This is a genomic window from Mesotoga infera (genome assembly GCF_900157305.1).
Lineage (GTDB): Bacteria > Thermotogota > Thermotogae > Petrotogales > Kosmotogaceae > Mesotoga > Mesotoga infera.
Genome location: NZ_LS974202.1, coordinates 1,648,723 through 1,673,767 on the forward strand (window position 1 = coordinate 1,648,723; position 25,045 = coordinate 1,673,767).

A 25,045-nucleotide genomic window follows, 5' to 3' on the forward strand; every position below is an offset into this window, starting at 1 on the left:
TCAGAAGAGCGTTAAGAGCCGTTATCCATCATTTGTCCGCCGTTTGAGACAGCTGTTTTCTCCTGGATGATTATCTCATAATTACCCGTGGAGATGATGGAGAAATAGAAGGTTCCACTCCTGTGAAGGTAAATCTCTCTCGCACCGGGCGATGTCGCCGTGAGCAACGTTTCTTCGATGCTTCCATCGTAAGCGTTGTAAAGTGTAAGCGAGAAGAAACTTCCCTCGTGGATCAGCTTTGCTCTCCATTCACTTCCCGGTATAGTAAAAGGCTCGGTAAAATTGGTAGATGAACCCGAAAAGCTTACGATCGTCTCCCACTGTTCGTTTGTGCCAGTTGGTGACTCTTCTACGACTCGACCTTTCTCAGAGGTGATAACTTCGTTTATGGCACAAGATTTCTCGCTTTGTGTTATACCATGATCATATTTGGGTCCCTTATCCGGTTCAAGATCGTAAATCCCGCTCTCCAGTTGCTTAGCCCTGCCCGCGTTATATATGGAGACTATAGTCGTGAACCTTCCTTCACGGGTTGTGCTTCTCTTCTTCACCGGCCAATTAAGAGTTGCTTCGTACTTACCAAACATCTCCAGCCATTTCAACAGCGACGATTCCCTGCAACTTTCCAGAAGAGCTTTTCCGTTTTCGAGAAGCAGGAGATTCACGTTGACGTACCCAGTCTCGCATCGAAGCCATAGGTAGGCCGGTCTATGGTTTCCCAAAGCGTTTTGCGAGGTTTCAAAGGAGATCGAAAAATCCTGATCTCGAAGAAGCCTATCAAGAAAAGAACTGTCAAATTGCTCAGCACTCAAACCAGCAAGACACAAATTTAAAGGTTGGCCTTTATCCAGAAACATCAGCGAATTTCCAGCACCAACTAGAAGAAGTGGACAGTGAAACACTTCACTGTCTCCAGGATAGAGATCGAAGTATTCTTCGTAGTAAAAGAAAGTTTCATCATCTCCGAATGTTACCGTTAGCGGGGTTAGAGCTATCAATGAAACAGAGATCGTCACAAGCAAAAGAAAGACCGTTGCTTTCATCTATCCTCCTTTTTTTTGCTCGTTTCTCTTTCCCCTCTGGATAGCGAAATAAAGCATGACTCCTGACGAAAGAAATATAACGTTTATAGCTCAAGGTAATTTGCCGAAATCATTATATCATATCTAGTTAATGGAAAACACATCTTTCCAGACCTGGAAAGCCACGGAAAAGTAAGAGGCGGTAAGATCTATCGTTGTAATAGCAAGGTGATTTGACACCTTTGACACATTCATACACCACTAAAATCATTGGTACATGCTGTCCAGAATTGACGGGACCGTGCCACGGAATCCCTTCGTATAAGGCGATGAAAACATTGAATCGAGTATGGCCTCAACCGTGGCCCAAACTGACGCTTTAAAGATACGGCTCATAATTGAACCGTCCTCTCCGATCGTCAGTGCCTGAGGGTCTCTCCTGTCGGCTGTGGAAAAGGCCAGCGCGATGTCACCGCTGCCATGGTAACCGGGGGCTCCGAGTATTCCGATCGAAAGGCTCAAATGTCTGGCGATCCTTTTCAGATGGTGGGGTAGCAACGGAATATCTGTCGAGAGAACCATTATCAATGAACCGCCATCCCTTTGCGGTTCCTCGAAGTTTACGTCAACAAGCCCGGGTATCTTTAGATCGGTTGTCCTCCCGAAGTTGGCCAGTACGAGTGCTCCCAGGGTGTACTCCCTGCCATCTATCTCGATCATTCTGGAAGAGGAACCTATCCCTCCTTTAAAACCGAAACAGACCATTCCCGTACCGGCCCCGACACTTCCCATTTTGAAATCTTTCACGGCACCATCGTAAGCCTCGATCGCCATTGAATCTGTGACTGAGAGAGAAGCGATGTCGCTGAGGTAACTGTCGTTACATTCCATTACGACGGCGTTGAAAGAAGTTATATCATGACACTCCCGGAGAGCGATTTTGACCGCACCCTGTTGAACTGCTCCTATGGACAGAGTATTGGTAAAAAAAACGTGGCTCTCCATCGTCCCGAGCTCATCAACCTGAACCAGACCTATCGACTTTCCATAGCCATTGAAAACGTTACTGGCAGCCCACACCGGTTTGGATATAACATCGTCGATCCTGAGAACAGTGACGCCGGTCCTCACAATAGTTAGCTGATCTCTGTCGATCGTACAATGGCCGACTCTTAAACGAGGCACATCGGTGATCCTGTTTAACTTTCCCGTTGAAAAGCCGTCCTTAAGAGGGGTGTATTCTCTGTACCTCATTTGGCTACCTCTCTATTATCGCTATCGGGTCTTCCCGGCTCGTAAAGAACCTGACGGTCAAGAAACCGGCCACGAGTATCGAGAAAACCATTAAGACGACTCTGAGCACGGTCGGCGTGCTTACAAGTGTGGAGGTATAGATACCCTGAAAGAATACCGATTTCAAGGTCCACCAGACTATCAGGCCGGCAAGACATCCCGCTGCCGCCGCTGACAGTGTCACCGCAGCGATCTCGATTGAAAACATCCGTCGAGTCTCTTTTTCTTTCAGTCCGATTATACTTCTGATAGATATTTCCGATCGCCTGGCGCTTATTGTCCTTATCACAGTTACTACTCCGATTACCATTACAACGAAGAACTGCAAATAGATGATGATCTCCGTTATCAGTTTCATGAACTGCGTCTCCTGTTTATAGGATTTTTCGAACGTCAAATTGTCCAAGATCATCTCTGTCTGTGAAGAAAGAAGACTTCTTCGTATCTTTTCAGCCTCTCCTGTCGTACCATAGGTCAAAAGCATTCCGCCCGGAAGTGGCGAGGCAACCATCACACCGGAAAGTCCCTTCAATACCGTCGATACCTCAACCTTCGAATAATCGAGCGATTCCGCATCTTCAAGTCTTTCCGAAAGGCCTTTACTGACCAGCAACGTTCCCATTGTTGGTGTTTCGTTCAACAGCAGCAAAGCCTGGGCATCCTCTGGTGAGAGAACCGGTACATAGACGCTGCTTGTGCCAAAGAGAAGCTTTATTCTGAGCTTTTCGAGCCCAGCACTAAAGGTCTTCACTTCCGACAAGGACGCAATATCGGTCGGAAATTCCGTGCCGGTACGCATTCTCACATATGTCCTATTTTCGTAAAATGCTCCACTATCCCTTATTCCATCGGAGAGACCGGAAAGAAGGGAGCCGAAGAAAAAAATCAAAGCCACGAAAACGATCACGTTCACAAAAAGGGGCGTGTAGGCGCCGGTTCTCAACGGATAACGCAACCAGCCGGTACGTATATCCCTGAAACGACTTCTGAAGATCCCCCTTTCCATGCTGGCGCTCCTCAGGAGATTTATGAGATCACGTTTAAGATGACCGGTTATGAGAAACTGAGTCAGCAACACCACGGCCAGCGGGATTATTAGGGTGTATAGCGAGCCGATGGGATCATTTCTGAGGAAAAGCCCGGCAGGTTCGAAAAATCTTTTCTCGAGAACCTTGATGGCCCATAAACCAACTAAGAAACCTGCGATCCATCCCAAGGCGGCCTGAATCGAAGACTCTATAAAGAGTCGAGTCCTAAGGCTTCCACTTTTATAGCCGACTGCCGACATAACGCCGTATTCCTTTCTCCTTTCACGTAAGCTGACTGAGTTGAGCATAGCCAGCCCCACGGTAAAGACCAGCGCTATTACTAGATCCACGAAAAAGACTCCCGAGTAATAACCGGTGTACTGCTCTCTTATCCTGTCGATCGACGAGGCCGGTCCGTTAACCGTAATAGACGGCATATACTCGGCCAGCGTGTTCTTCAACTCGTTTTCGACAGCCATGAGAAAACCTTCTCTGGCGAAGACCATGTAGCCATAAGTGCCACCACCCGAGGAGATTCCCGCAGAGCCTAGGCCGAAGATCGATGGTCCTTTCAACGAAGCCACGATAGAATACTGGCCGGGTGTGGACACCTCAAGCGTCTCTTCGTAAATCTGGCCGACTTCCAGTCCATCGGCCTTTAAGAAGGAATCGGATACCATTATATCTCTCGAGCCCTTCTCAAAAACCGTCCCCTGAACTATCTGTGTATCAGACTCTCGTAAAAGCCTGGGGATATCCGTCTGTTTTATCCCGTACACTGGGAAGTTAGCTCTGGCGCTGCCAAAAAGGTTGTAACTGAGATAGGCGATATCGACTTTTATCGCATCGGAAAAGCCAAAGGTTTCCGAGAGCGTTTTCTCGATAACCTCGTCCAGCCTTGAATCTCTGCCGTTATTAGAGAGGTACTGAATGGTTATCCAGTTTTCATTGACTGCGGTTATCCTGTTTCTTGTCTCACCAAAAGAGAGGAAAATCGAACCGAGGATAATGCTGGCCGCGACACCCAGCGCGACGACCAGAATATACACCAAAATTCTCAAGGGCCTCCTTTTGAAGTATAGCCAAATATACCTAAACATTGGCCGTTACCTCACTCACCTGACCGTTTTCTACTTTGAACCTCCTCCCGAATCCCTCTATAATTTCCGGCGAGTGAGAGACCATTATAAGGGTGGCGCTGTTTTTCTTGCAGTATGATCTAAGCAGCTTCACGACTTTTTGGCCATTATCCCTATCAAGCGATGCGGTCGGCTCGTCTGCGAAAACTACTCGTGGATTGTTGATTAAAGCGCGTGCTATAGCCACTCTCTGACTCTGGCCAAGAGAAAGCTCGAAGGGAAATCTCTTCTGCAATTCACCAAGTCCGAGGAAACCTACTATCTCCTCGAGGCGCTTTCTGGCATTTTTCTTATCGCTTGCTGGAAGCAAAACATTTTCCCTCACCGTGAGATGGTTTATGAGGAAATGCTCCTGAAAAACGAACCCGAACTCTTTGCGTCTCAACTCAGCCTTTGCCGAAGGTGTGAGTGCTGTAATCTCCTTGCCGTCGTATTTCACCTCTCCGCGACTGGGTTCTTTGAGCGTACTCATTATGAAAAGAAGAGAGGATTTTCCCGATCCGGAAGGACCGTAGATTCCGATCTCTTCTCCCCAATCTATCTTCAATGTGGTCGATTTAAGTGCGGCGAGAGCCTGCTTCCTTGTTTCATAAAGCAATGCCACGTCCTTCAGTTCGAACATACTCTTTATTCCTCCTTTTAACCCGATGCCTTTTCCTTCAAATTATCCCACAAAATAAAGCCTTCTCAAACGGTCCTTCATAAAGAGTCTCTTCACCATTCAATCATACTGTCTGCTCGATAACGCATCCGGTTGCTATATACTTTATATGGAGGTGTTTTTGTGAAAGTGATGATAGATATGGACGACGTATTGACCAACTTCAATCTGGCCTTTTTGCAGGTTGCCCACCGGATGTACGAAGAAGTTCCGGTGAATGTTGAGGTGAAGGTCTGGGATTTCTGGAAGAGTGTACCCAACCTCACACTGGAGATGGAAGAGAGTGTATGGGAAGTGATCCGTGGCACGCCGAACTTCTACGAGGGTCTTCCAGCCTATGCAGACCACGAAGACTTGTTCAGGCTAGCAGAGATTATGAGAGCGGGGAGACACGAGATATATTTCATAACCTCACGCTTCCCGACAAAGGGGCGGACCGTCCAGGCACAGTCCCAGAGATGGATACTTGAACACGTGGGAGAGCCCGGCACGATAATCGTCAGCTCGCGCAAGGGCGAACTCTGCCAGGTCCTGGGAGTAGAACTGGCGGTGGATGACGCGCCTCACCATATCGAAAACCTTCTCGACCACGGAATAAACACCTATATAATGGACTGGGCCTACAACAGACATATCGACCACAGACTACGGGTAAAGAACCTGGGAGAGTTTCTAGATTGTATAATGGATTGAAAAATAAGGAGGTGTCCTATGAAGAGGTTAGTTCTGTCAATGTTCATAGCCGCCATTTTCTTATCTCTGGCTTTAGCAGTGCCTGTATGGGAAGATCAGATCGTGTACTTCGTTATGATCGACAGGTTTGCCAATGGCGATACTTCCAACGATGATATGGGCTTTGGCGAGGCCGGAAACGACAATTCTCGCTACAATGGCGGAGATATCCAGGGACTGATAGACAGGCTGGATTATATAAAAGAACTCGGTGCGACTGCCATATGGATCACCCCACCCATCGCGAACCAGTGGTGGAATCCCTGGGTGAGCTACGGGGGATATCATGGCTACTGGGCGAGGGATTTCAAGAAGATAGATGAACATTTCGGAGATCTGGAGCTTTACAGAGAATTTGTCGACAAAGCCCACGAGAAAGGCTTGCTGGTTATCCAAGATATAGTTCCAAATCATGTCGGCGATTACTTCAGATTCATAGACGGGCAGTTCGAACTCAACGTCGATAGCTCCCCCACAGCTGCCCCGGAGCAGTATCCTTTCTCGCTAAACAATTACGAGACCGACTCGGAGAAGAACATCTACCACTGGACTCCGGATATCTCTAACTTCAACGATCAGCTTCAAAAATTTACATACCAGATGTCGGGACTGGACGACCTCAACACGGAAAACCCCGAAGTGATAGAGGCTCTGAAAGATTCATACACCTTCTGGATAAAAGAAGCCGGTATCGACGGTTTCAGAATAGACACGGTTATCTACGTGCCCTACGAGTTCTGGAAGGAGTTTCTCGAGGGAGAAAACGGGATCTACCAGGTTGCTAAGGAGATAGGCAAAACGGGTTTCATAACTTTTGGAGAAGCCTGGGTCAGGAGCGATCCCTTCAGCGATTCCGGAGAGAAGGTTATACGCGAATTCTTCGAAAACGGTATGAACTCTATGCTGGACTTCCCGCTGAACATAGAGTTGAGGAGCATATTCAAAGAGGGCAAACCCACAGCCAACCTCACATACAGGCTGGAAAAGAGGAGCGAATACTTCGATCCTTCCAGGATGCTCACCTTCGTGGATAACCACGACATGGAGAGATTCCTCAAGGGAGGCGGTCTGGCCAATCTGAAACAAGCGCTGGCATTCATATTCACCGTTCCGGGCATACCCGTGGTTTATTATGGCACTGAACAGGGCTTCAACGAAACACGAGCTGCGATGTTCGCCGGAGGGTTCCAGTCGGGCGATATGGACCATTACAACAGCAACTCGGAGCTTTTCAAATATATACAGGAGCTCATTATGCTCAGGAAGAACAACCCGGTCTTCCGCTACGGAACCCTGAAGGTCTTGAAAGACGATTCCAACGGTCCCGGAATCTTCGCCTACAGCCTCGAGTGGGAGGGTGAAAAGGTGTTCGTCATAATGAACACCTCCGGCGAGCGAAGGATACTGGCAAATATGGATACGGGAATGGAAATAGGCGAAGTGGTCAAACCACTGTACGCCTTCAACTCTTTGTTCAAAGACTATACAGTAGAGAGCGATGGCAATCTGGTGATCACGATGAATCCCCGCTCCGTCTATGTCGGTATCGCCACCGAGGAGAAAAAGAGCGTCACTGTACCGGATATAGAGTTCAATGTCGATCTCGAAGACAATCAGAAGATTGATTCGAACTACACTATTACCGGAAATGCAAAAGGAGCGACTTCGGCCAGAATAATATTCGACACAAGAATAGAAGACGGTAAGGACATAGAGATAATCGACGGAAAATGGTTCTATGAATGGGACATCTCCAAGTTCGATCCCGGTGTTCATTCCATTCTCTTCAAAGTTTACGGGCAGACGAGACGCGATTCCATATACAGTAAGGATTACAAAGTGGTTCTTGACATCCCGGAGATCGTTCTCTTCAGTGGTGAAGATCCCGAAGGCGACGACACAGGACCGGAAGGTAGATACGTTTATCCGACGGATATAACTTTCAAGAGGCAGATGGACCTTCTCGGAGTGAATGTGAGACAGATTGGCGCATCTCTGGTGATTGCTATGAAGATAAAGGATCTGACCGATTCTTGGGGACCCCAGAACGGCTTCGATCATGTAACGTTCCAGATCTATATCGACGACCCGTCAAAAAAGGGAGCTACGTTTCTGCCGTTCCAGAATGCCTCGATGCCGGAGGGACTCGACTGGGATTACTTTATTTTCGCCAACGGCTGGTCGATCATCGCCTACTCCTCTGAGGATAGCGGATCGAAGTCTTTCGGTACGGCAATCTCTCCGACACCAATGGTTCAAACGAATAAGCTCACCGGGGAGGTTATACTGAGAATACCCGGCGAGACGCTAGGAAGGCTGGAGAGTTTTGAAGGTTTGAACATCTATATAACGACCTGGGATTTCGACGGCATAGAGGCAGTTTACAGGGACATTTACCCGCAACCAAAGGGATACCATTTCGGGGGAGGGACAAAAGAGGATCCTTATATAATGGATGAAATGCTCATCAGGCTCGGAAAATGATAAACGGAAAGGCCTTTTCTCCGTTCTGTTCATGGTGGTATATATGTTTTTCGTTCTTATAATCGCGGTAATTGCGGTCGTTGTAGCGTATATCGTAAAGTCTTTCAGTGGAGACATCGAGGAGACGGAAGAATCCGAAGATCTCGAAATATCTTTTCATCCTCATGCGGTGGCCAGAATGCAGGAGAGAGAGATCGACCCTGAAAGAGTGATGGAGCTTTTGAGGGGCGAAGGCCAACAGGTAAAACTGGCGCACTACAACAGGATAAAAGTGACGGACGGGGAAGTAACGGCCATAGTGGGCAAGGGATTGCGAAAGCTCGAAGTCGTAACAGTTTACTGGAACGACGGCGATTGGGAAGATATGGAAGAAGAGATGTAGATCGTCTTGCGAATCGAGAATGGTTCGTGAGAATTGACTTATAAGATGACGCGGGCGGTGAGAGCGAAGTCTCGATTGTATGTGTGGGGGGCAATCTTGGAAAATTTGAAGCGGGACACTGAAGATCTTATGAAAGCTTACGTGGATCTTCCGCTTGATGACTACAGAAAAAAGCTCGACCTTCTCAATAAACTTACGAACCATATGTACAGAGAGGGCAAGTTTTTGCTCGCGGCCGAAATGGCACGTGCAGAACTTCCTAGATTTGAAGAATACAGGTGTCTTGAACTGGCCAACATCACTAACAACATGATCAAGTATTGCTGTCTCGCCGGTGATTACGATAGCTCGATTGAGTACGGTCTGAAGGCTTTGGAGCTTTTCCACCAGTTCGGTACGGCAGACGATATCAACGATGTGATAGCCAACATAGGTGGAGTCTATATATACATGGTCCAGTACGAAAAGGGCCTGGAGTACACACTGAGAGCCCTCGAATATGCAAAGTCTAAAAACGACAGAGAAGCAGCTTCCTTCTTTCTTAACAACTGCGGAATCGCTCTAAACAAACTTGGACACCACGATGAAGCCATTGCAAATTATGAAGAAGCCATATCGATCAAGCTGGAACTCGGTAAAAAAGGAGAGCTTTGTAACAGTTACATGAATCTGGCGCAGGTCTTTCTGGACACGGGCAATTACAGTGAGGCATTCGAAGTTCTCGAAAAGGCGAGACCTATTGCAGAAGAGATTGGTAATTTACAGACCCTGAAAGAGCTGAGTTTCCACATGGCCGATTATTACAGGAGAAAAGGTCTTTTCGACGAAGCCCTGGAGCTCCTGTCGTCGTATGTTGAATTTCATACAGAGGCCGGGAGTCTCTCCAAGATACCTGACGCTCTGAAGGAAATGGCGGACATTCACGAGACTATCGGTGAACTAGAAAACGCGCTCAACGATTATAAGAGACTGGTTTCAATAAATGAAAGGCTTTACAGGGAGGCCAGCAGTGCGAGAATGGTCGAACTAGAATCGTCCTTCAGAGTACAGCAGAAAATGCAGGAGATCGAAATGCTGAACAGCCAGAATCATGAACTTGAAGAGGTGAAAATCCTTTTAGAGAGACGCAACAGGGAATTGCTGGAAACTCAGGAGAAGCTCGAAATCGCCAACGAGATGCTGAAGATCCAGGCCGAAACCGATCCTCTCACCGGTCTTCTCAATCAAAAGAGAATGTACCCTATCATAGAAACGGAAATTGATAGAGCGCTCAGGTATGGCGGTCTCCTTTCGATGGTTATGATAGATCTGGATGATTTTAAGAAAATAAACGATATTTACGGTCACCTCATCGGAGACAACGTGCTGAAAGCCGCCGCTGCGATCGTAAAAAACTCGATCAGGCGCAGCGATTACGCTTTCAGGTACGGCGGTGAAGAGTTCCTGCTGCTACTACCTTCGACGGACATCGAAAACGCCTCCGCAATGGCCAACAGATTGAGGGAAGAGATATCTTCATCACTGAGGCCACGAGTTACGCTGAGCGCCGGTGTAAGCACCTGGAAGGGTGAAGACGCTACTGACTTCATCAGAAAGACCGACGCGCTACTTTATCAGGCGAAAGAAAATGGCAAGGACCGCATCGTAAAAGAAGTCTGACTTACTACAGCATTGGAGGCGATGAAGTGGTCAAATTCTTTGCCGACTGGCTTTTTTCACTGGGAATGGAGAATTTGAATATCGTGTTTGCCAACATAATCACCGGAGTTATTATCGTGGCTCTGGCCTTTCTTTCGAAATTCCTTTTCGAAAAAGTCGTGATAAAGCCTATAGAGCATTTCATAAAGAAGTCGCCTAACAAATGGGATGACATACTCGTCAAGCATCACGTTCTGGGAAGGATCTCCCTGATGATTCCGGCGATAGTGATAGTCTCTTTCGCGCCCGTTTTCCCCGTGGTGGAGGAGCTTATAAAAAGGCTATCGACGGCCTACCTTATATTCATAGCCGCGGTTGTCATAGATGCGATACTCGAAGCTATAACGGACGCTTACCAGTTTCTGGAAATCTCCAGAGACAAGCCTATCAAGAGTTACATAACGGTAGTCAAGATAATGATGTACATAGTAATAAGCGTCATTGTCATATCCATACTCACAAACACTTCTCCCTGGGGTATTCTCAGCGGTATCGGCGCATTGACGGCGATACTTCTGGTAATTTTCAGAGACTCGCTTCTGGGACTTGTTGCAAGCGTACAGATATCCAAGAACAACCTGGTGAGCATAGGTGACTGGATCGAAGTTCCCAAGTACCAGGCCGACGGCGACGTAATAGATATAACGCTGACGACTATCAGAATTCAAAACTGGGACAAGACTATCACGACGATTCCCTCTTATGCGTTGATTTCCGAGTCTTTCAAAAACTGGAAGGGAATGTTTCAGGCCGGTGGAAGGAGGATAAAACGGTCGGTTTTCATAGATACCTCGAGCATACGCTTTCTAGACGACGAGCTTTTTGAAAGACTCCACAGAATTCAGATTCTGCAACCTTATCTCGACAGCAAGAAGAAAGAAATAGAGGAGTTCAACAGGAAAAACAACATCGACATGACCGAGCCAGTCAACGGCAGAAGAATGACCAACATAGGGACTTTCAGAGCCTACCTGAATGCATATTTGAGAAGCCATCCGGGAACAAACAAAGATTTAATTATCATGGTCAGACAGCTTCAACCTACCGATGCCGGACTTCCACTGGAGGTTTATGTCTTCAGCAAAGATACATCCTGGGTTAACTACGAGTCGTTGCAGTCGGATATCTTCGATCACATATTCGCCGCCATTCCGCACTTTGGCTTAAGGGTTTTCCAGAACCCCACCGGCAACGATATGCGTTCTCTTGGCAATATCTTTGCCGCAAAGAGTATCGATCGCGAGTAATAGGACAGGGAACTTTCCTAGGTTGAAGATCTGTCCTTAGCGCCTTTGTTTACATACAATTCCTTATCGATCAGCGAAAGTATCTCCAGTAAACCAAAATTGTCGTTTTTCGGATCCACGGTTTGAATGCCTGTAGAGAAGACAATCCCCTTTATCGATGAGAGTTTCCTTATTCTTTCGATAACCTCATTAACATCTTCTCTGCTGCAATCGGGAAGACAGACGAGGAACTCGTCACCGCCGTATCTGAAGGCCGAATCGAACTGCTTGCGAATACTTATCTGAAGAATGCCACCGAACTCCCTTAGCACTCTGTCACCTTCGATATGACCGCGAAGGTCATTTATCTTCTTGAATCCGTCGATATCTATCATCACGAAAGTTATGGGATACAGAAGCCTCTTTCCATGTGACAGCTCGATTGGAAGGATTTCCATGAGCGCGCGCCTGTTGTATATACCCGTTAAGGCATCGGTCATGGCGATTGTGCTCAGCCTCTTTTGGTTGGCTGAAATAACCTTCAGGGCTATTATCGTGAAGAGGGCTAGAACTACGGTAATTATCATGATATCGTACAACAATTGCTTACGAAATGAATTGTTCAAAGTGGTAGTATCTTTGGTCACGATAAGATACCAGCCGGCTTCGGCAATGTATCTGGACACAAGATAGTTTTCGAAGGGCGTATTTTTATATTCGATCACATCGAAATCTTCGAGATTTTCAAGGATTCTGGCTTTGTAACGTACCAGCTCGGGATCGTCGAAGATGCTACCCTTCAGTATCATATCTTCGTCTTCGTGAAGTCTCACGATACCGTGTGAATCGATAAGATAAGCATCTATATCCAGCAATCTGTTGTAATAGGAAAAGATCTCCCGTATCCCTGAAATCTCCAGGCCTACGCCGGTTACTCCGAGGAGGTTACCTTCTGAGTCATCGATCCTGCAATTGACGAAAGGAGAAAGCAGATTTTTATTGGCTTGATCGGTATCGATGTCCAGCCGAAATTCGGAATTTTCATCCACAAAAGAATAATACCAGACATCGTGTGGATCTTCCTTGCTAACTGTCTTGAATAGCCCTTCAACGTTGTAGTAATTCAAAGTATTGGCTGAGATCAGAAAAGCCGAACTGTATGAGTACTTATCTTTTATACCGGAAAGATAGTTGCTGATACTGGTACTGTCTCCTTCATATTCTTTTTCAAGCCACTTCTTAACAAAGGAATCGTTGGCCATCGTGAGAGAAACGTAAACGGGTTTTACCAGCAAATTCTGGATCTCGGAGAAGACGTTCGTCGATACGAGTCAGGTGATGTTGTAAATATCCTGCTTGATGGTAGCACGATACGAATTGAAGTTGATGATAAAGGCTGCTACGAACCCCCCTATGATTATTAAAGCGACAATCAGGATAACTCCGAAACCTCGAAATCTGTTCAATCTAATACTCCAACTTCCAACCACCCGGTTTGGATAAGTATCGGATCTACAATAAGGAATAAAAGTATTATATACATTATGAAGGCGAAGTGCTATAACTGAAATCGCGTTTTGAGTCCCTGTTCTCATTTTCATCTTTCTCGTATTACCGGTAAGGTTCCCGGTCTTTGAAGCAGACCTGTGCAAGCTAACTGGCCAGCATATTCAATTGACAAATGCGAGGCGATACTGATTTAATATCGAAATACTTAACTTCGCACAAAAGCGACATAAAAAGCATAGGCGTATGAAAGAGCTATAATTGCTTCAGTTAGTTTTAGCCGGCGATATAAGAGATTCGAAAGCAACCCCATATATAGGTTATACTCTCTGCAAGGCCACATAGGTACTTATCGATACGCGCCGTTAACGAGAGGAGGATACAGTTTGAAGACAATTACCAGAAAGGAACTCCCGGAAATAGTTAGACCAGGTTCGTCAACAATGATTGGCGGCTTCCTCGGCTGCGGCACGCCAGATGAGATAATCGATGAGCTGATTGTCTCGAGAATCGGTGGGCTGACGGTTATAGCCAACGATACGGCTTTCCCCGACAGGGGAATAGGCAGGCTAGTTGTGAACAGGCTTGTGAGTAGGGCGATAGTCTCTCACATAGGGACCAACCCCGAAACCCAACGCCAGATGATAGAAGGAGAGATCGAAGTTGAACTCGTTCCCCAGGGGACACTCGCCGAAAGGGTGCGCGCCAGGGGAGTAGGACTCGGTGGCATACTTACCCCGACCGGTGTCGGAACGGTTGTGGAAGAAGGGAAAGAGACCATAGTGGTGGGAGAACAGAAATACCTGCTGGAACTTCCGATAGGTGCTGAGTTTGCGCTTATCAAGGCAAAGAGAGCCGATTACTGTGGAAATCTCTCATACTCCCTTACGGCCAGAAATTTCAATCCCCTCATGGCGATGGCCGCAGAATGTGTCATAGCCGAGGTGGAGGAGATCGTACCCGTTGGTTCGATAAGTCCTGAGGAGATAAACACTCCTGGCGTAATCGTGGATTACATACTTGTAAGGGGGTGTCGATGATGGATCCCAGAGAGGTTATAGCCAGACGAGTTGCTAAAGAACTTAAAGACGGAGACCTGGTGAATCTGGGAATAGGAATCCCAACTTTAGTGGCCAATTATATTCCATCGGGCGTGAATGTTTTTTTTCAGTCGGAAAACGGAATAATCGGAATGGGACCGGAACCGCGTAAAGGTATGGAGAATCCCGATATGACCAATGCGGGTGGAATGTTCGTGACGGCTCTTCCCGGTGCTATGGCCTTCGATAGTGCGATGTCCTTCGGCTTCATAAGGGGAGGTCATCTCGATATTACGGTGCTCGGTGCCTTACAGGTGGATGAAAAAGGTATGCTGGCAAACTGGATGATTCCTGGAAAGATGGTTCCCGGCATGGGGGGCGCCATGGACCTTGTAACCGGTGCGAAGAAAGTGATAGTAGCGATGACCCATACGGGCAAAGGTACCCCTAAAATAGTTCGAAAATGCAATTTCCCTTTGACTTCAATCAGACCTGTAGATCTCATAGTGACGGAACTTGCCGTAATAGAGCCAGGTCCGAAGGGATTGGTTTTAAAGGAAGTTGCGCCAGATATATCCGTAGAGGAGATACTAAAAACGACAGATGCACGGCTTATAATATCCGACCGGTTGTGCGAAATGACACTGTAGTATTAAAATCATTAGGAGCCTGTATATGCAAAAAACTAACGCGACTAGAATTCTCGATAAAATGGGAATAGAGTACGAGGTTCTTGAATACGATGTGGATGAAGATCAACTGGGTGCCGAACACGTGGCTGAAGAATTGGGGATAAGCGCCGACATGACCATGAAGACGCTGGTTGTCAAAGGCGACAGAAGCGGTGTATTTGTATGTTGTCTTAGAGGCGACCACGAGATCGACATGAAATTGCTGGAATCGATAACGGGCGATAAAAATATAGAAACGGTTCCTACAAGCATGCTGCTTTCTCTGACCGGATACGTTCGTGGCGGAGTATCACCGCTGGGAATGAAGAAGAGTTACAGAATACTTATAGACTCCCACGCCATATCTAAAGAAAAAGTTTCGATGAGCGCCGGAAAGAGGGGAGTACAGATCTGGATCAAACCAACGGATGTCGTGAAGGCTACTAAGGGAGAAGTGAAGAACTTCTCGCGAGAAAAACATTGATGGAGAGAGCAGATGATTGTCAGGAGCTGTCCCTGGTTGTTCGTGCAGAAACGTGATCGGTCTGACGATAATAGTTTGTTGGAGAAAATGAACGGGCACTGATAAAAGTGAAGGAGAAAGATCTTGTCCAAATTGACCAGATTCGGTTATATACTTGCTCTGGTTGGCGTATTGGCGGCGATAGCGATGCTGATAGCCATGAGCGATTTCACTCCCTACAACAGTGGAACGGTGTACCCCAAGGATTCAGGAAGAACGATCGCTACGCTAGATCTTTGGCCAACACAGGAACTATCGATAAGGTTCGACGTGAAAATCATGAAAAGAAACAGCGCTTATCTCGTTCTCGAAAAGGGCGGAGTAGAGGTTTTCAGATACTCCGACAACTGGAGAACCACCGGAAAAGAGGCGAGAGTCTCTTTGGACGGTGTACACGATATGAAGGTGTATTTCACCGATCCGACTGCCGACAGACGTACCGCGGAGATCGAGATCGACTGGATCGTGAGATGAAGAGAGGTCGTCTCTCTCTATGACAGGACAAGTAGAACGGAGCTCAAGATGATCTGAATTCAAAAAGACAGACACACCATTGACGAAATCAGAGTCTCAGGTGTGTCTTTGCTATTTTTGTATATTTTATGAATTATTACCCATCAGATCTTCCGGGCTTGTTTGCTTTTCTTTCTCAAGTCCGCGCTTCCTGGACCTCCTTCCATCTTCTGCAAGCGTGGTAGTGTCCGTTCTCTATCTCTTGCAGTTTGGGCTCTTCCTTCTCCCTGCACTCGTCAACCGCGTAGGGACATCTCGGATGGAACCTGCAGCCCTTGGGTATGTTCGCGGCAGAGGGGATCTCTCCCTTTATCGGCACTATCTTCGCCCTGTTAACCTTTCCGGCCACAGGCTCGCACACAGCAGCTATCAGCGCTCTCGTGTATGGATGCACCGGCCTGTCTATCACGTCGTCGGGCTCTCCCATCTCTATTATCTTTCCAAGGTACATCACCGCTATCCTGTCGGTGAAGTATCTCGCAGTCGACAGGTCGTGCGTTATGTACAGGTATGTCAGTCCCAGATCCCTCTGCACTTCCTTCATCATGTGCAGTATCTCCGCCCTCGTCGAGAGGTCTATCATCGAGACGGGCTCGTCGGCCACCAGCAACTGCGGGTTGAGCAGCAACGTCCTCGCCGTCGCAGCCCTCTGCCTCTGCCCTCCAGAGAGCATGTGAGGGTATCTCACCAGGAACTCTTCCGGCGGGTTCAGCTTCACTTCCTTCAAAGCCTTCTCTATCATCTTCAGCCTTTCGTCTCTGTCCTCTCCAAGTTTGTGTATTATGAGCGGCTCTTCCATCACGTCCCTTATCTTGAACCTCGGGTTCATCGATGCGTATGGGTCCTGAAAGATCATCTGCACGTTTCTCCTGTACTTCTTCAGTTCTTCTTTCTCTATGTGCGTTACGTCTTTTCCATCCAGGAGCATCGTACCTCCTGTCGGTTCCAGCAGTTTCATTATCAGCTTGCCAGTCGTTGTCTTTCCACACCCGGACTCACCTACAAGTCCGAATATCTCGCCCCTCTTTATCGAGAAGCTCACTCCGTCTACCGCCTTCACATACCTGTGCTCTCCACTGAAGAACTCTCTTATGTTTCTCCTGACCGGAAACCATTTCTGGAGGTCTTTCACTTCTATTATCTTCTCGCTCATCTCTTGCACCTCCAGCAGGCAACCATGTGTTCCTCTTCTATCTCTATCAGCGGTGGTTCTTCCTTTGCGCACTTCTCCATCGCAACGGAACATCTCGGATGGAATCTGCAGCCCGACGGTGGCTCAAGCAGGTCTGGCGGTGCTCCGGGAATGAAGGAGAGCGTGCTCACCTTTTCGTGCAGTCTCGGTGTGGCCGCCAGAAGGTTCCTCGTGTAAGGGTGGCAGGGGCCCTCTTCTCCGTATATCTCTTCGTTCCTGCCTATCTCGACTATCTTTCCGGCGTACATCACCGCTATCCTGTCCGAGACTTCGGCCTCCGTGGCCAGGTCGTGTGTTATGAAGATGAACGAGAGATCGAGCTTCTCCTTCAGGTCTTTCAGAAGGTTGATTATCTGAGCCTGCACTATCACGTCCAGCGCCGTCGTTGGTTCGTCGCAGATGATAACCCTCGGCTCCAGGAAGAGCGCGGTCGCTATCGCTATCCTCTGTTTCATCCCCCCGGAAAGTTCGTGAGGGTATCTCTTCACCACTTCTCCGGATAGTCCCACCAGGTTGAGGTACTTCTCTATCCTCTTCCTGGCCTCCTCTCTCTCCATCTGCCTGTGCTCCTGGAGAGTCTCCATCATCTGTTTGCCTATGGTGTAAACGGGCGTGAGCGTGTTCATCGCTCCCTGGAAGACCATGGATATCTTCTCCCAGCGAACGTTCTTCCTCATCTCACCCTCGCTGAGCGGTGTTATGTCCAGCCCGTCAATCTCTATCCTTCCTCCCACTATCCTGCCCGGAGGCGTTGGCATCTTGAGAAGGGCGAAGCCCGTGGTGGTCTTTCCGCATCCCGACTCCCCCACCAGTCCCAGCGTCTCCCCCTTCTTCAGACTGAAGCTTATTTCGTCCACGGCCTTGACTATCCCCTTGCTCGTGTAGTAGTAAAGCTTCAGGTTATCCACTCTAAGTATTTTCTCCATCTTCTTTACCTCGTCTTCAGCTTCGGGTTCAGTATCTTGTCCATCGCGAACCCTACAAACGCAAAGGTCATTCCCATAAGCGCTATCGCCAGCCCCGGCGGTACTACCCACCACCACATGCCGCTCAAAACTGCACCACCACTTAGAGCGCTCTGTAAAATCTGACCCCAAGTGACTATCGTGGCGTCACCCAGGCCGAGCAGACTTATGGTCGCCTCTACGACGATGGCGCCGGGTACATAGAGGGCCATGGAGGCGAAGGCGTAAGGAATGAGGAGCGGAACCATGTGTTTGAAGATGATTCTGGCGTTCGAAGCGCCCAGTGCTCTGGATGCCTCTATGTACGTCTCTTCCTTTATCTGCAATCCCATGCTCCTGACGGTCTTGACCGGCCCTACCCAGTAGAAGATACTCATTATGAGTATGATCACCCATATGCTGGGCTTGAAGACCGCGCTCATGACTATTAGAACCGGCAGAAGTGGAACGCTTATGAATATCTCGAAGATCCTCTGCATTAAGGAGTCTTTCCAGCCTCCGAGGTACGCGCTCATGACCCCGTAGATCACGCCGATCGAGACCGATATGACTGCCGTGAGAAGCCCGATCAGCAGGGCCCATTTCACTCCGGCCAGCACCCCGCTCCAGATATCCCTCTTCGAGTTGTCTGTACCCAGTATGCCGAAGACCCTTCCGACAACGTTCAAATAAACCTTATCTACTCTTTCGTCGGCCTTCTGAAGCATCAGGGTGGCTTTCACTTTGTAAACACCGTTTAAAGCCGATGGAGCTCTAAACATCCCTATCTGAGCTTTGGAGAAGATAACGTCCGTCGTCTTGACCGTTTGAAGAGGGATCCCCTCTACGGAATCGTACTTTCTCCCGAAGTTATAGGCGGCACTTTGACTGGATTTGTCTATCGCAACTCTTATCTCCTGAGAGCTGTTCATCTCCATTTGTTTTCTGAATAGATCCAGCGTCAAACCATCGGGCCTTTCTATCGTCAGAATGACGGTTGGTTTTCCGGTTCCCTCGGCGTGGAAAATGAGATCCGAAGGCGCAACTCCGGCCTTATAGTCGTACTCAAAAACATACTCGAGTATTTTCACAGTACCGGCAGCTTTTTCAGTTAGGGCGTATTCTCCTATAGATTCCGATACCGCACGTTTTTTTGAGGTGAATAAGTTCGTCCACTCGGGGGCGGCGCTGGAAGGCAGATCCTGCCAGAAGGTAATATCTCTCCACTTGTTGTTCACCTGCGGAAACGGCACTATGAAACGCTCGAAAAATAGAATGAATAGAAATATACCGAGAAAAATTATGCCGACTATTCCGGACTTCACCTTTCTGAATTCATTCCAGAAGTCTTTTATAGAATCCTTTATATCGGTCCACCTCATGCCTTACCACCAACCTTGATCCTGGGATCGAGAAGCCCGTATATGAGATCCAGAATGACCAACCCGCCTATGTACAGCCCGGTAGTAACGGCGAGATTACCCATGAGTACCGGTACGTCGTTCTGCTGAAGGGCAACCCAGTATAAGTTTCCCATCCCCGGCCATGAGAAGATTCCCTCGAAGACTATGTTTCCGGAAACCGATGCCAGAAGCGCCAGAAGCGACATCGTGACTATGGGAGGGGCGGCCGTTCTCATCGTGTGACCGTAGAGGATCTTGCGTTCAGGTATGCCTCTGGCTCTGGCTGCCATTATGTAGTCTTCCTGGAGGATTCCCAGGACTATGTTTCTGGTGAGGAAGGCCCTTCCCCAGAAGCCTAGAACGACCAGCGTGAGGACGGGAAGCACAAGATGGTAAATGAGATCGAAGAAATATGCGATCCCTTCCGGTGGAGGTGTCGAGTGCAACCCTCCGGAAGGAAATATTCTTATCGTATATGCGAAGAACATTATCAGCAGCATTCCCAGCCACCACGAGGGCATGCCGAAAACGACCATTGTACCGACCGATGTACTCTTGTCGAGGACGCCACCGGCCTTTTGTGCTTTTTTTAGACCCAACCAGACACCGATTATGATATCAACGAATATTGACACCGTAAAGAGCAACAAAGTGTTGGGAATCGCTTCAGAAACTATTCTCCAGACACTTCTACTTCCGTCAGCAGATCTTATCAGGGTCGAGTTGCCGAAATTGAAAGTCAGAGTATCCCAGGTGCGCCACAAAACTCTTTCGCTCACCGGTCTATCGAGCCTGTAAAGCGAGTAAAGCTCGGCCTTTCTAACCACTACATAGTCTTGCATTTGCTGTGCGCTTCTGTTTGTCATACGCATTGTTTCGCTTCGTACCTGCTCCTCTATCTGGGCCCTAAGGGTTTGTTCCATAACAGTGTTGAAGAGAGCAGAGAAGACAAATACCAGGATAGCATACATTAGCAGACCGTACAGAACTCTCTTCAAAGCATATTTCCAGTACATATTGCACCTCAGAAGAATGATAGTACCCCTTTCGGGGTACTATCATGAATGGTATTTATCAGTAAAGCACGACTTGTGCGGAAGCGGAGGCTGGTACGGCTCCTTCGAGAGAAGCTATGGCCATTACGTTATAGGAACCCGCCGCAAGACCCTCGAGTGCGCTTGCCGGGATTACCGCCTCAAAGAAACCGTCACCGACAAATGTCGCATCGAAACTGAACTCGCCTGTGTCGGTTATCAGCGTAACTACGACCGATCCCTTTGTGGCTGGAACAGCGGTGTCTTCCGGATATAAAACTTCGGAGACATCTACGACCACATTGATATCCATTCCGAAAGTAGATATGGCTGGAACGTCGAGATGGTCGATTCTCAACCTAGTTGCCCTGAGGTATTCCTTCCAGTACCCCTTCTCATACGGATAGGTTGGATCTCTGAAGGCTCTCAGTTCGGCGAAGTTAGAGGCTGTGTCGAACTTTGCCAGATAGTACTGGCCGTTGCTTATATAGGCGTGACCGTACTTGTCGATAAAGTTAAGCGCAGCGTTGTATCTGGCGAGCACTTCTTCCTCGGTCACGAAACCCTTGATGTAGTTAGGTATGTACTTTCTATCGATCATTTCCTTCAACTTAGCCGCGATATCCTTAACACAGCTCGGAGAAAGGACATCGACTTCCGTGACCGCCGGATCCCTGGTGATGGCGTAGGTAGTTCCGGACTGGCTTCCCTCTGTTATCATAAGCGCGAGTGCCTCTATGATTTCCCAGGCGCAACCGACTGGCTGACCGGAGGCCGATACGCTGATTCCAGGTGCACCCCAGCCTGCAACTCTCTCTTTACTGGCCGGGAAGTTGTAGTTGAAATACACGGTTATGGTATCGTCGGGATGGATTACCCAACCGATTAATGTATCCTGCTGTTCTTTGAGCTTCGATGAATAACCCTGTTCGTACAGAGGATCGTCATCGCCTTCCTTGTTTGCCCATTCGTTGAGGAAGCCCTGGGCATACAAGAAATCTGCTATTGTTGTTGGCTGTCCGTGATGGAAATTGCCGAACTTGAATTCATAGGTTGCCATTGACATTGATTTGTGGCCTTCACCGACCTCGACCCATTTTTCACTAACAGGGTCGTAGTTGATCGCATTGGCTGGAACATCGAAGTCACCGACCACGTTACCCTCTTCGTCCCTTCTAACCTTAGTATCGACCTCGATTGGAATAGCTCTAAGAGGAGTTTGTATGGCCGAAGCTGGGCTTTCGAACATCGCCGGATCGTATAGGTTCTCTGCGATCGCACTGGAATAGGTACTGCTGAAACCGTCGGTCCCTATCGGATCCCAGGCATCCATGAACAGCGAACCCATAGCCGAGAAGAGCGTAACAAATAGAACTCCGTCTTGCGTTTTAGCCGTTTTTATCGACCAGCCGTTCAAACCGTCACCGAGACCGTAGGCAAATCTATCTACCAATCTGGCCGCATTTGCAGTAAAGAAGTCCTGCTGGTTGACAACGTATATCCTCACTGCCTCTTCAAGTCCCAGTTCGAGACCTCTGAGAGCCAGTTCCCAGTATTCGTCTTCGGTGAGGAAGTTTCCGGTGTAGGCCTTCATGGTAACCTCGTCTATCTCGTCCTGAACGTAGTTCCAGTAACCTTCGGTCTGGTTGCCAGGCATGTAGCCGTACCATGGAGCGTACATCTGGGCCACTATGTGTTCCCAGAATGCTCTCGTCGCGCCTGCACCCCAGCCTTCGGTGTACATCTGCCAGACTAGATCCTTGGGATCGCTTCCACCATAGACTGTTCTTCCAGCCTTGCTTCTGTCCCAGAGAAGTTTCTCGACCTTTAGACCGGCCTTTTCAAGCTGGTTGGAAACGTATTCTCCAAGTCTCAGACGACCGTTGGGATCATCTACTCTGATTATGAACTTTATGGTAACCGGCTCGTTGTTGAAGTACCAGAAACCATCGGCCTTCTTTACAAGTTTGCCCGCGTTTGCAGGAAGCTCTGCGGCAGCCTGCATAGCCTTAGTTATCTCTTCGATTGCCAGAGTCTCGTTTCCTTCGGCCGTGAATCCAAACTTGGTAGCCAACAAATTGTACTTGTAAGTTCCAGGTTGACCTTCAGTGGCCATGGTGAAGGCCGGGAAGCCTGCTCCGCCAAGGATTTCGTCGGTGACGAACTGCCTGTTGATCAGAAAGTTCATGGCGAATCTTACTTCCTTGATAGCAAAGGCGTTGAAAACTTCCTTGCCGGCCACTTCGAGAGTGTATGGTGCTTGGTTGGGTACGGGGTTCATCAGAAGCGACCATGAACCGGACGGTACAGTGTATAGATCTAGTTTGTCTCTAGTCGCCTGGTCGAGACCGAAAATCACCGGACCCGGGACCCCATACATGAAGATGTCTGTCATACCTTCTGCTGTGTCCTTCAGCGCGATCTCCTCTTTCATTCTCACGTTGAAATAGACAATGTCTGAAATCGGACCTTTCTCCACGGCAAAAGCAAAAGATGCCATAACCATGGAGACTAACAGTAAGACTAACGTTAACCTCTTACTCAAGGTACTTCGCCCCCTTTTTTTAGAGATTTTTCTGGTAAATATACCAGAGTTTTCCTTCTTTATTGGTGTGGACAAAAAGATAAGAATGAAAAGAAATAATGGTTATTACTACAGAGCCGCTTACAGAGTAACCATTCCCTTTCAATTGTCAAACTAGCTGCTGCCTGTATATTATTATATACCATTAAAACCAAAAACCTAAATAGAGGTAGAATATGACTGTGTTTTTGCCGGCAACGAACAATCATGACTCAAAGTCCCGAAACGATGAATGATATTGTTTTTCTAATGATATAATCGAATGAAACAATCATTAGTTATTTACTTGGGGGGTAAAATAATGAGAAAAGCGCTGCTAGGATTGTTTGTATTGCTGGTCATTATTGCTTCTGGGATGACTTTTGAACAAAAGGGGATTACTGAGTTTTTTGACATCACGATGAACGATATCCTGGAGAAGTATGATATTCCCGGTGCCGTGCTTAGTTTCGTAAGCGATGGAGAGGTTTTATATGTTCAGGGTTACGGTTATTCCAATCTTGAAAGTAAGACACCGATGAAAGCCGATTCACTGGTACGAATCGGTTCTGTATCAAAGCTATTCACTTGGATCTCGCTGATGCAGTTATATGAACTCGGAGAAATAGATCTCGAGGCGAATGTCAATGATTACATTTCCGGGTTCAAAATTCCAGACACTTTCCCAAAACCGATCACAATTGAGAATCTATTGACGCATACACCTGGATTTGAAGAAACGTCGTACAACCCGATTCAGTTCGAAGAATACACCGTGCAACCACTCGGGGAATCTCTAAAACAAATACCGGAGCGTGCATTTGAACCGGGAAAATTCGCGGCGTACTCGAATTATGGAACGGCTCTGGCGGGATATATCGTTCAAGAAGTCTCGGGTGTTGAATTCTCCGACTACGTGGATATGAATATAATCGAGAAGCTCAGAATGAACAGCACAACCGTAAAGCAAGAACTCGAACCCGATCTCAGGGCGAGAATGAGCACGGGTTACTACTACGTGGATGGAAGGAACGAGTCTCCGACTCCTTTCGAGAAAATCACCATCCCGCCCGCCGGATCAATCACATCGAGCGCCGGCGATATGGCGAAATTCATAATAGCCAATATCCAGAAGGGGGAGTTCGAGGGAGAACGTATCCTGAACGAGGAGACCGCCGAATTAATGCAAAGTGTGCACTTTCGGCATGATCCAAGGCTCAACGGAATGTGTTATGGTTTCTACGAAATGAGTATGAACGGACTTCGATTGATCGGGCACGGCGGTGACACGGGTCTCTTTCACTCTCTCCTGGTGTTCTCTCCTGAAGACAACTGGGGATTATTCGTTTCCTTCAACTCAAATGGAAAAGGTTCTGCAAGAGATGCATTGCTCAATGCTTTCATAGACAGATTCTATCCCGCCGATCGATCAATCGAAAGGAAGGAAGTCTCTTACTTCGATAAGATAAAGCTAACCGGTGATTACATATCTAACAGAAGAATCTTCTCTGATCCTTTTGAAAGACTCAGGTCTTGGATGAATCCGGACATTACCGCTGAAATGTCGCCAAATGGAGATCTTATCATACAGGGCATAGAATACTGCTTCATCGACGATGACCTTGCGACAGCAAAGAATGAAAAAAGCCTCGTTGCTTTTAAAACCGAGGGCGCGAAGAGTTATTTGTTCCCCAATTCAGCACCGATGATCGCATTTGAAAAGATACCCTGGTACATGAGCCAGGAACTGGTTGGAAGCATGATTTTTGTCCTGCTGGCAGGACTATTCATTTTGCTCCCTTAGAGGTTCTGAACTCAGTCCGAACACATACGCAAAGCCTCATACCCGTCCTCGGAAAAACGGATGAGCCGTCCGCTCTTTTGAAGGGCGAATCCTGTCTGCGGATATTTTCCTCACCCTGAAATTTCGTAATTGATTCTTTACATTTAATCCCGATAAAACTACTCACGTATATTGACAAAGCCGAGTT

20 protein-coding genes are annotated in these 25,045 nt (G+C 47.8%); 10 read left to right on the plus strand and 10 right to left on the minus strand.

Annotated elements, in window-relative coordinates; all coding sequences use genetic code 11:
• Positions 1-11 precede the first annotated feature (11 nt).
• From MESINF_RS07405 to MESINF_RS07420, 4 genes are all read right to left on the minus strand, one after another.
• On the minus strand, positions 12-1,043 hold the full coding sequence (locus tag MESINF_RS07405; RefSeq protein ID WP_169699225.1) for a hypothetical protein: 1,032 nt from the start codon (positions 1,041-1,043) through the stop codon (positions 12-14).
• A 246-nt stretch (positions 1,044-1,289) separates the two neighbouring features.
• Positions 1,290-2,276: a P1 family peptidase gene (locus tag MESINF_RS07410; RefSeq protein ID WP_169699226.1), complete on the minus strand. Its 987-nt coding sequence runs from the start codon at positions 2,274-2,276 to the stop codon at positions 1,290-1,292.
• Between the two features lie 4 nt (positions 2,277-2,280).
• Positions 2,281-4,404 (minus strand): FtsX-like permease family protein, encoded by a 2,124-nt coding sequence (locus MESINF_RS07415; RefSeq protein WP_169699227.1) that lies wholly within the window; start codon positions 4,402-4,404, stop codon positions 2,281-2,283.
• 31 nt (positions 4,405-4,435) lie between these two features.
• On the minus strand, positions 4,436-5,104 hold the full coding sequence (locus MESINF_RS07420) for an ABC transporter ATP-binding protein (RefSeq protein WP_169699228.1): 669 nt from the start codon (positions 5,102-5,104) through the stop codon (positions 4,436-4,438).
• A gap of 171 nt (positions 5,105-5,275) precedes the next feature.
• Between MESINF_RS07420 and MESINF_RS07425 the strand changes: the two genes are divergently transcribed.
• From MESINF_RS07425 to MESINF_RS07445, 5 genes are all read left to right on the plus strand, one after another.
• Positions 5,276-5,836 (plus strand): 5' nucleotidase, NT5C type, encoded by a 561-nt coding sequence (locus MESINF_RS07425; RefSeq protein WP_231936912.1) that lies wholly within the window; start codon positions 5,276-5,278, stop codon positions 5,834-5,836.
• An 18-nt stretch (positions 5,837-5,854) separates the two neighbouring features.
• Complete coding sequence (locus tag MESINF_RS07430) at positions 5,855-8,359, plus strand: alpha-amylase family glycosyl hydrolase (RefSeq protein ID WP_169699230.1); 2,505 nt, start codon at positions 5,855-5,857, stop codon at positions 8,357-8,359.
• Between the two features lie 43 nt (positions 8,360-8,402).
• Positions 8,403-8,741: a DUF4258 domain-containing protein gene (locus tag MESINF_RS07435; protein ID WP_169699231.1), complete on the plus strand. Its 339-nt coding sequence runs from the start codon at positions 8,403-8,405 to the stop codon at positions 8,739-8,741.
• A 96-nt stretch (positions 8,742-8,837) separates the two neighbouring features.
• Positions 8,838-10,400: a tetratricopeptide repeat-containing diguanylate cyclase gene (locus tag MESINF_RS07440; protein WP_231936666.1), complete on the plus strand. Its 1,563-nt coding sequence runs from the start codon at positions 8,838-8,840 to the stop codon at positions 10,398-10,400.
• A 26-nt stretch (positions 10,401-10,426) separates the two neighbouring features.
• The gene (locus tag MESINF_RS07445; RefSeq protein ID WP_169699232.1) at positions 10,427-11,686 is read left to right on the plus strand and encodes a mechanosensitive ion channel family protein; all 1,260 of its coding nucleotides are present in this window, start codon (positions 10,427-10,429) and stop codon (positions 11,684-11,686) included.
• A 17-nt stretch (positions 11,687-11,703) separates the two neighbouring features.
• Here the strand turns inward: MESINF_RS07445 and MESINF_RS07450 are convergent, their stop codons facing one another.
• Positions 11,704-12,960: a sensor domain-containing diguanylate cyclase gene (locus tag MESINF_RS07450; RefSeq protein WP_169699233.1), complete on the minus strand. Its 1,257-nt coding sequence runs from the start codon at positions 12,958-12,960 to the stop codon at positions 11,704-11,706.
• 597 nt (positions 12,961-13,557) lie between these two features.
• Here MESINF_RS07450 and MESINF_RS07455 point away from each other — a divergent pair.
• From MESINF_RS07455 to MESINF_RS07470, 4 genes are all read left to right on the plus strand, one after another.
• On the plus strand, positions 13,558-14,211 hold the full coding sequence (locus MESINF_RS07455) for a 3-oxoacid CoA-transferase subunit A (protein WP_169699234.1): 654 nt from the start codon (positions 13,558-13,560) through the stop codon (positions 14,209-14,211).
• Positions 14,211-14,861 carry a 3-oxoacid CoA-transferase subunit B gene (locus MESINF_RS07460; protein WP_169700938.1) on the plus strand — a complete coding sequence of 217 codons (651 nt, stop codon included), beginning with the start codon at positions 14,211-14,213 and terminating at the stop codon, positions 14,859-14,861. Before MESINF_RS07455 ends, MESINF_RS07460 begins: the two co-directional genes overlap by 1 nt.
• 25 nt (positions 14,862-14,886) lie before the next feature.
• Positions 14,887-15,366: a Cys-tRNA(Pro) deacylase gene (gene ybaK, locus MESINF_RS07465; RefSeq protein ID WP_169699235.1), complete on the plus strand. Its 480-nt coding sequence runs from the start codon at positions 14,887-14,889 to the stop codon at positions 15,364-15,366.
• A gap of 123 nt (positions 15,367-15,489) precedes the next feature.
• Positions 15,490-15,879 carry a hypothetical protein gene (locus MESINF_RS07470; RefSeq protein WP_169699236.1) on the plus strand — a complete coding sequence of 130 codons (390 nt, stop codon included), beginning with the start codon at positions 15,490-15,492 and terminating at the stop codon, positions 15,877-15,879.
• Positions 15,880-16,054: 175 nt separating this feature from the next.
• Here the strand turns inward: MESINF_RS07470 and MESINF_RS07475 are convergent, their stop codons facing one another.
• The 5 genes from MESINF_RS07475 to MESINF_RS07495 are packed head-to-tail and all read right to left on the minus strand — an operon-like array spanning position 16,055 to position 23,036.
• The gene (locus tag MESINF_RS07475) at positions 16,055-17,071 is read right to left on the minus strand and encodes an ABC transporter ATP-binding protein (protein ID WP_169699237.1); all 1,017 of its coding nucleotides are present in this window, start codon (positions 17,069-17,071) and stop codon (positions 16,055-16,057) included.
• Positions 17,068-18,036, minus strand: coding sequence for an ABC transporter ATP-binding protein (locus MESINF_RS07480; RefSeq protein ID WP_169699238.1), 969 nt, complete (start codon positions 18,034-18,036; stop codon positions 17,068-17,070). The genes MESINF_RS07475 and MESINF_RS07480 overlap by 4 nt, the downstream gene beginning before the upstream one ends.
• Positions 18,037-18,041: 5 nt before the next feature.
• Entirely contained in the window at positions 18,042-19,436 is a 1,395-nt protein-coding gene (locus MESINF_RS07485; protein WP_169699239.1) for an ABC transporter permease, read from the minus strand.
• Positions 19,433-20,473, minus strand: a complete 1,041-nt coding sequence (locus MESINF_RS07490) for an ABC transporter permease (protein ID WP_169699240.1) — start codon at positions 20,471-20,473, stop codon at positions 19,433-19,435. Before MESINF_RS07490 ends, MESINF_RS07485 begins: the two co-directional genes overlap by 4 nt.
• A 58-nt stretch (positions 20,474-20,531) precedes the next feature.
• A complete protein-coding gene (locus MESINF_RS07495) occupies positions 20,532-23,036 on the minus strand; it encodes an ABC transporter substrate-binding protein (RefSeq protein ID WP_231936667.1) in 2,505 nt (834 codons plus the stop codon).
• A gap of 340 nt (positions 23,037-23,376) precedes the next feature.
• Here MESINF_RS07495 and MESINF_RS07500 point away from each other — a divergent pair, with 340 nt between their 5' ends.
• Positions 23,377-24,858 (plus strand): serine hydrolase domain-containing protein, encoded by a 1,482-nt coding sequence (locus MESINF_RS07500; protein WP_169699241.1) that lies wholly within the window; start codon positions 23,377-23,379, stop codon positions 24,856-24,858.
• Positions 24,859-25,045: the final 187 nt, after the last annotated feature.

Excerpts from the sequence above, each read along its gene's own strand:
- MESINF_RS07500 (WP_169699241.1), top strand. The coding sequence starts at position 23,377 with ATGAGAAAAGCGCTGCTAGGATTGTTTGTATTGCTGGTCATTATTGCT.
- MESINF_RS07430 (WP_169699230.1), top strand. The coding sequence starts at position 5,855 with ATGAAGAGGTTAGTTCTGTCAATGTTCATAGCCGCCATTTTCTTATCT.
- MESINF_RS07485 (WP_169699239.1), bottom strand. The coding sequence starts at position 19,436 with ATGAGGTGGACCGATATAAAGGATTCTATAAAAGACTTCTGGAATGAA.
- ybaK (WP_169699235.1), top strand. The coding sequence starts at position 14,887 with ATGCAAAAAACTAACGCGACTAGAATTCTCGATAAAATGGGAATAGAG.
- MESINF_RS07405 (WP_169699225.1), bottom strand. The coding sequence starts at position 1,043 with ATGAAAGCAACGGTCTTTCTTTTGCTTGTGACGATCTCTGTTTCATTG.
- MESINF_RS07460 (WP_169700938.1), top strand. The coding sequence starts at position 14,211 with ATGGATCCCAGAGAGGTTATAGCCAGACGAGTTGCTAAAGAACTTAAA.
- MESINF_RS07480 (WP_169699238.1), bottom strand. The coding sequence starts at position 18,036 with ATGGAGAAAATACTTAGAGTGGATAACCTGAAGCTTTACTACTACACG.
- MESINF_RS07425 (WP_231936912.1), top strand. The coding sequence starts at position 5,276 with ATGATAGATATGGACGACGTATTGACCAACTTCAATCTGGCCTTTTTG.
- MESINF_RS07410 (WP_169699226.1), bottom strand. The coding sequence starts at position 2,276 with ATGAGGTACAGAGAATACACCCCTCTTAAGGACGGCTTTTCAACGGGA.
- MESINF_RS07475 (WP_169699237.1), bottom strand. The coding sequence starts at position 17,071 with ATGAGCGAGAAGATAATAGAAGTGAAAGACCTCCAGAAATGGTTTCCG.
- MESINF_RS07490 (WP_169699240.1), bottom strand. The coding sequence starts at position 20,473 with ATGTACTGGAAATATGCTTTGAAGAGAGTTCTGTACGGTCTGCTAATG.
- MESINF_RS07420 (WP_169699228.1), bottom strand. The coding sequence starts at position 5,104 with ATGTTCGAACTGAAGGACGTGGCATTGCTTTATGAAACAAGGAAGCAG.
- MESINF_RS07435 (WP_169699231.1), top strand. The coding sequence starts at position 8,403 with ATGTTTTTCGTTCTTATAATCGCGGTAATTGCGGTCGTTGTAGCGTAT.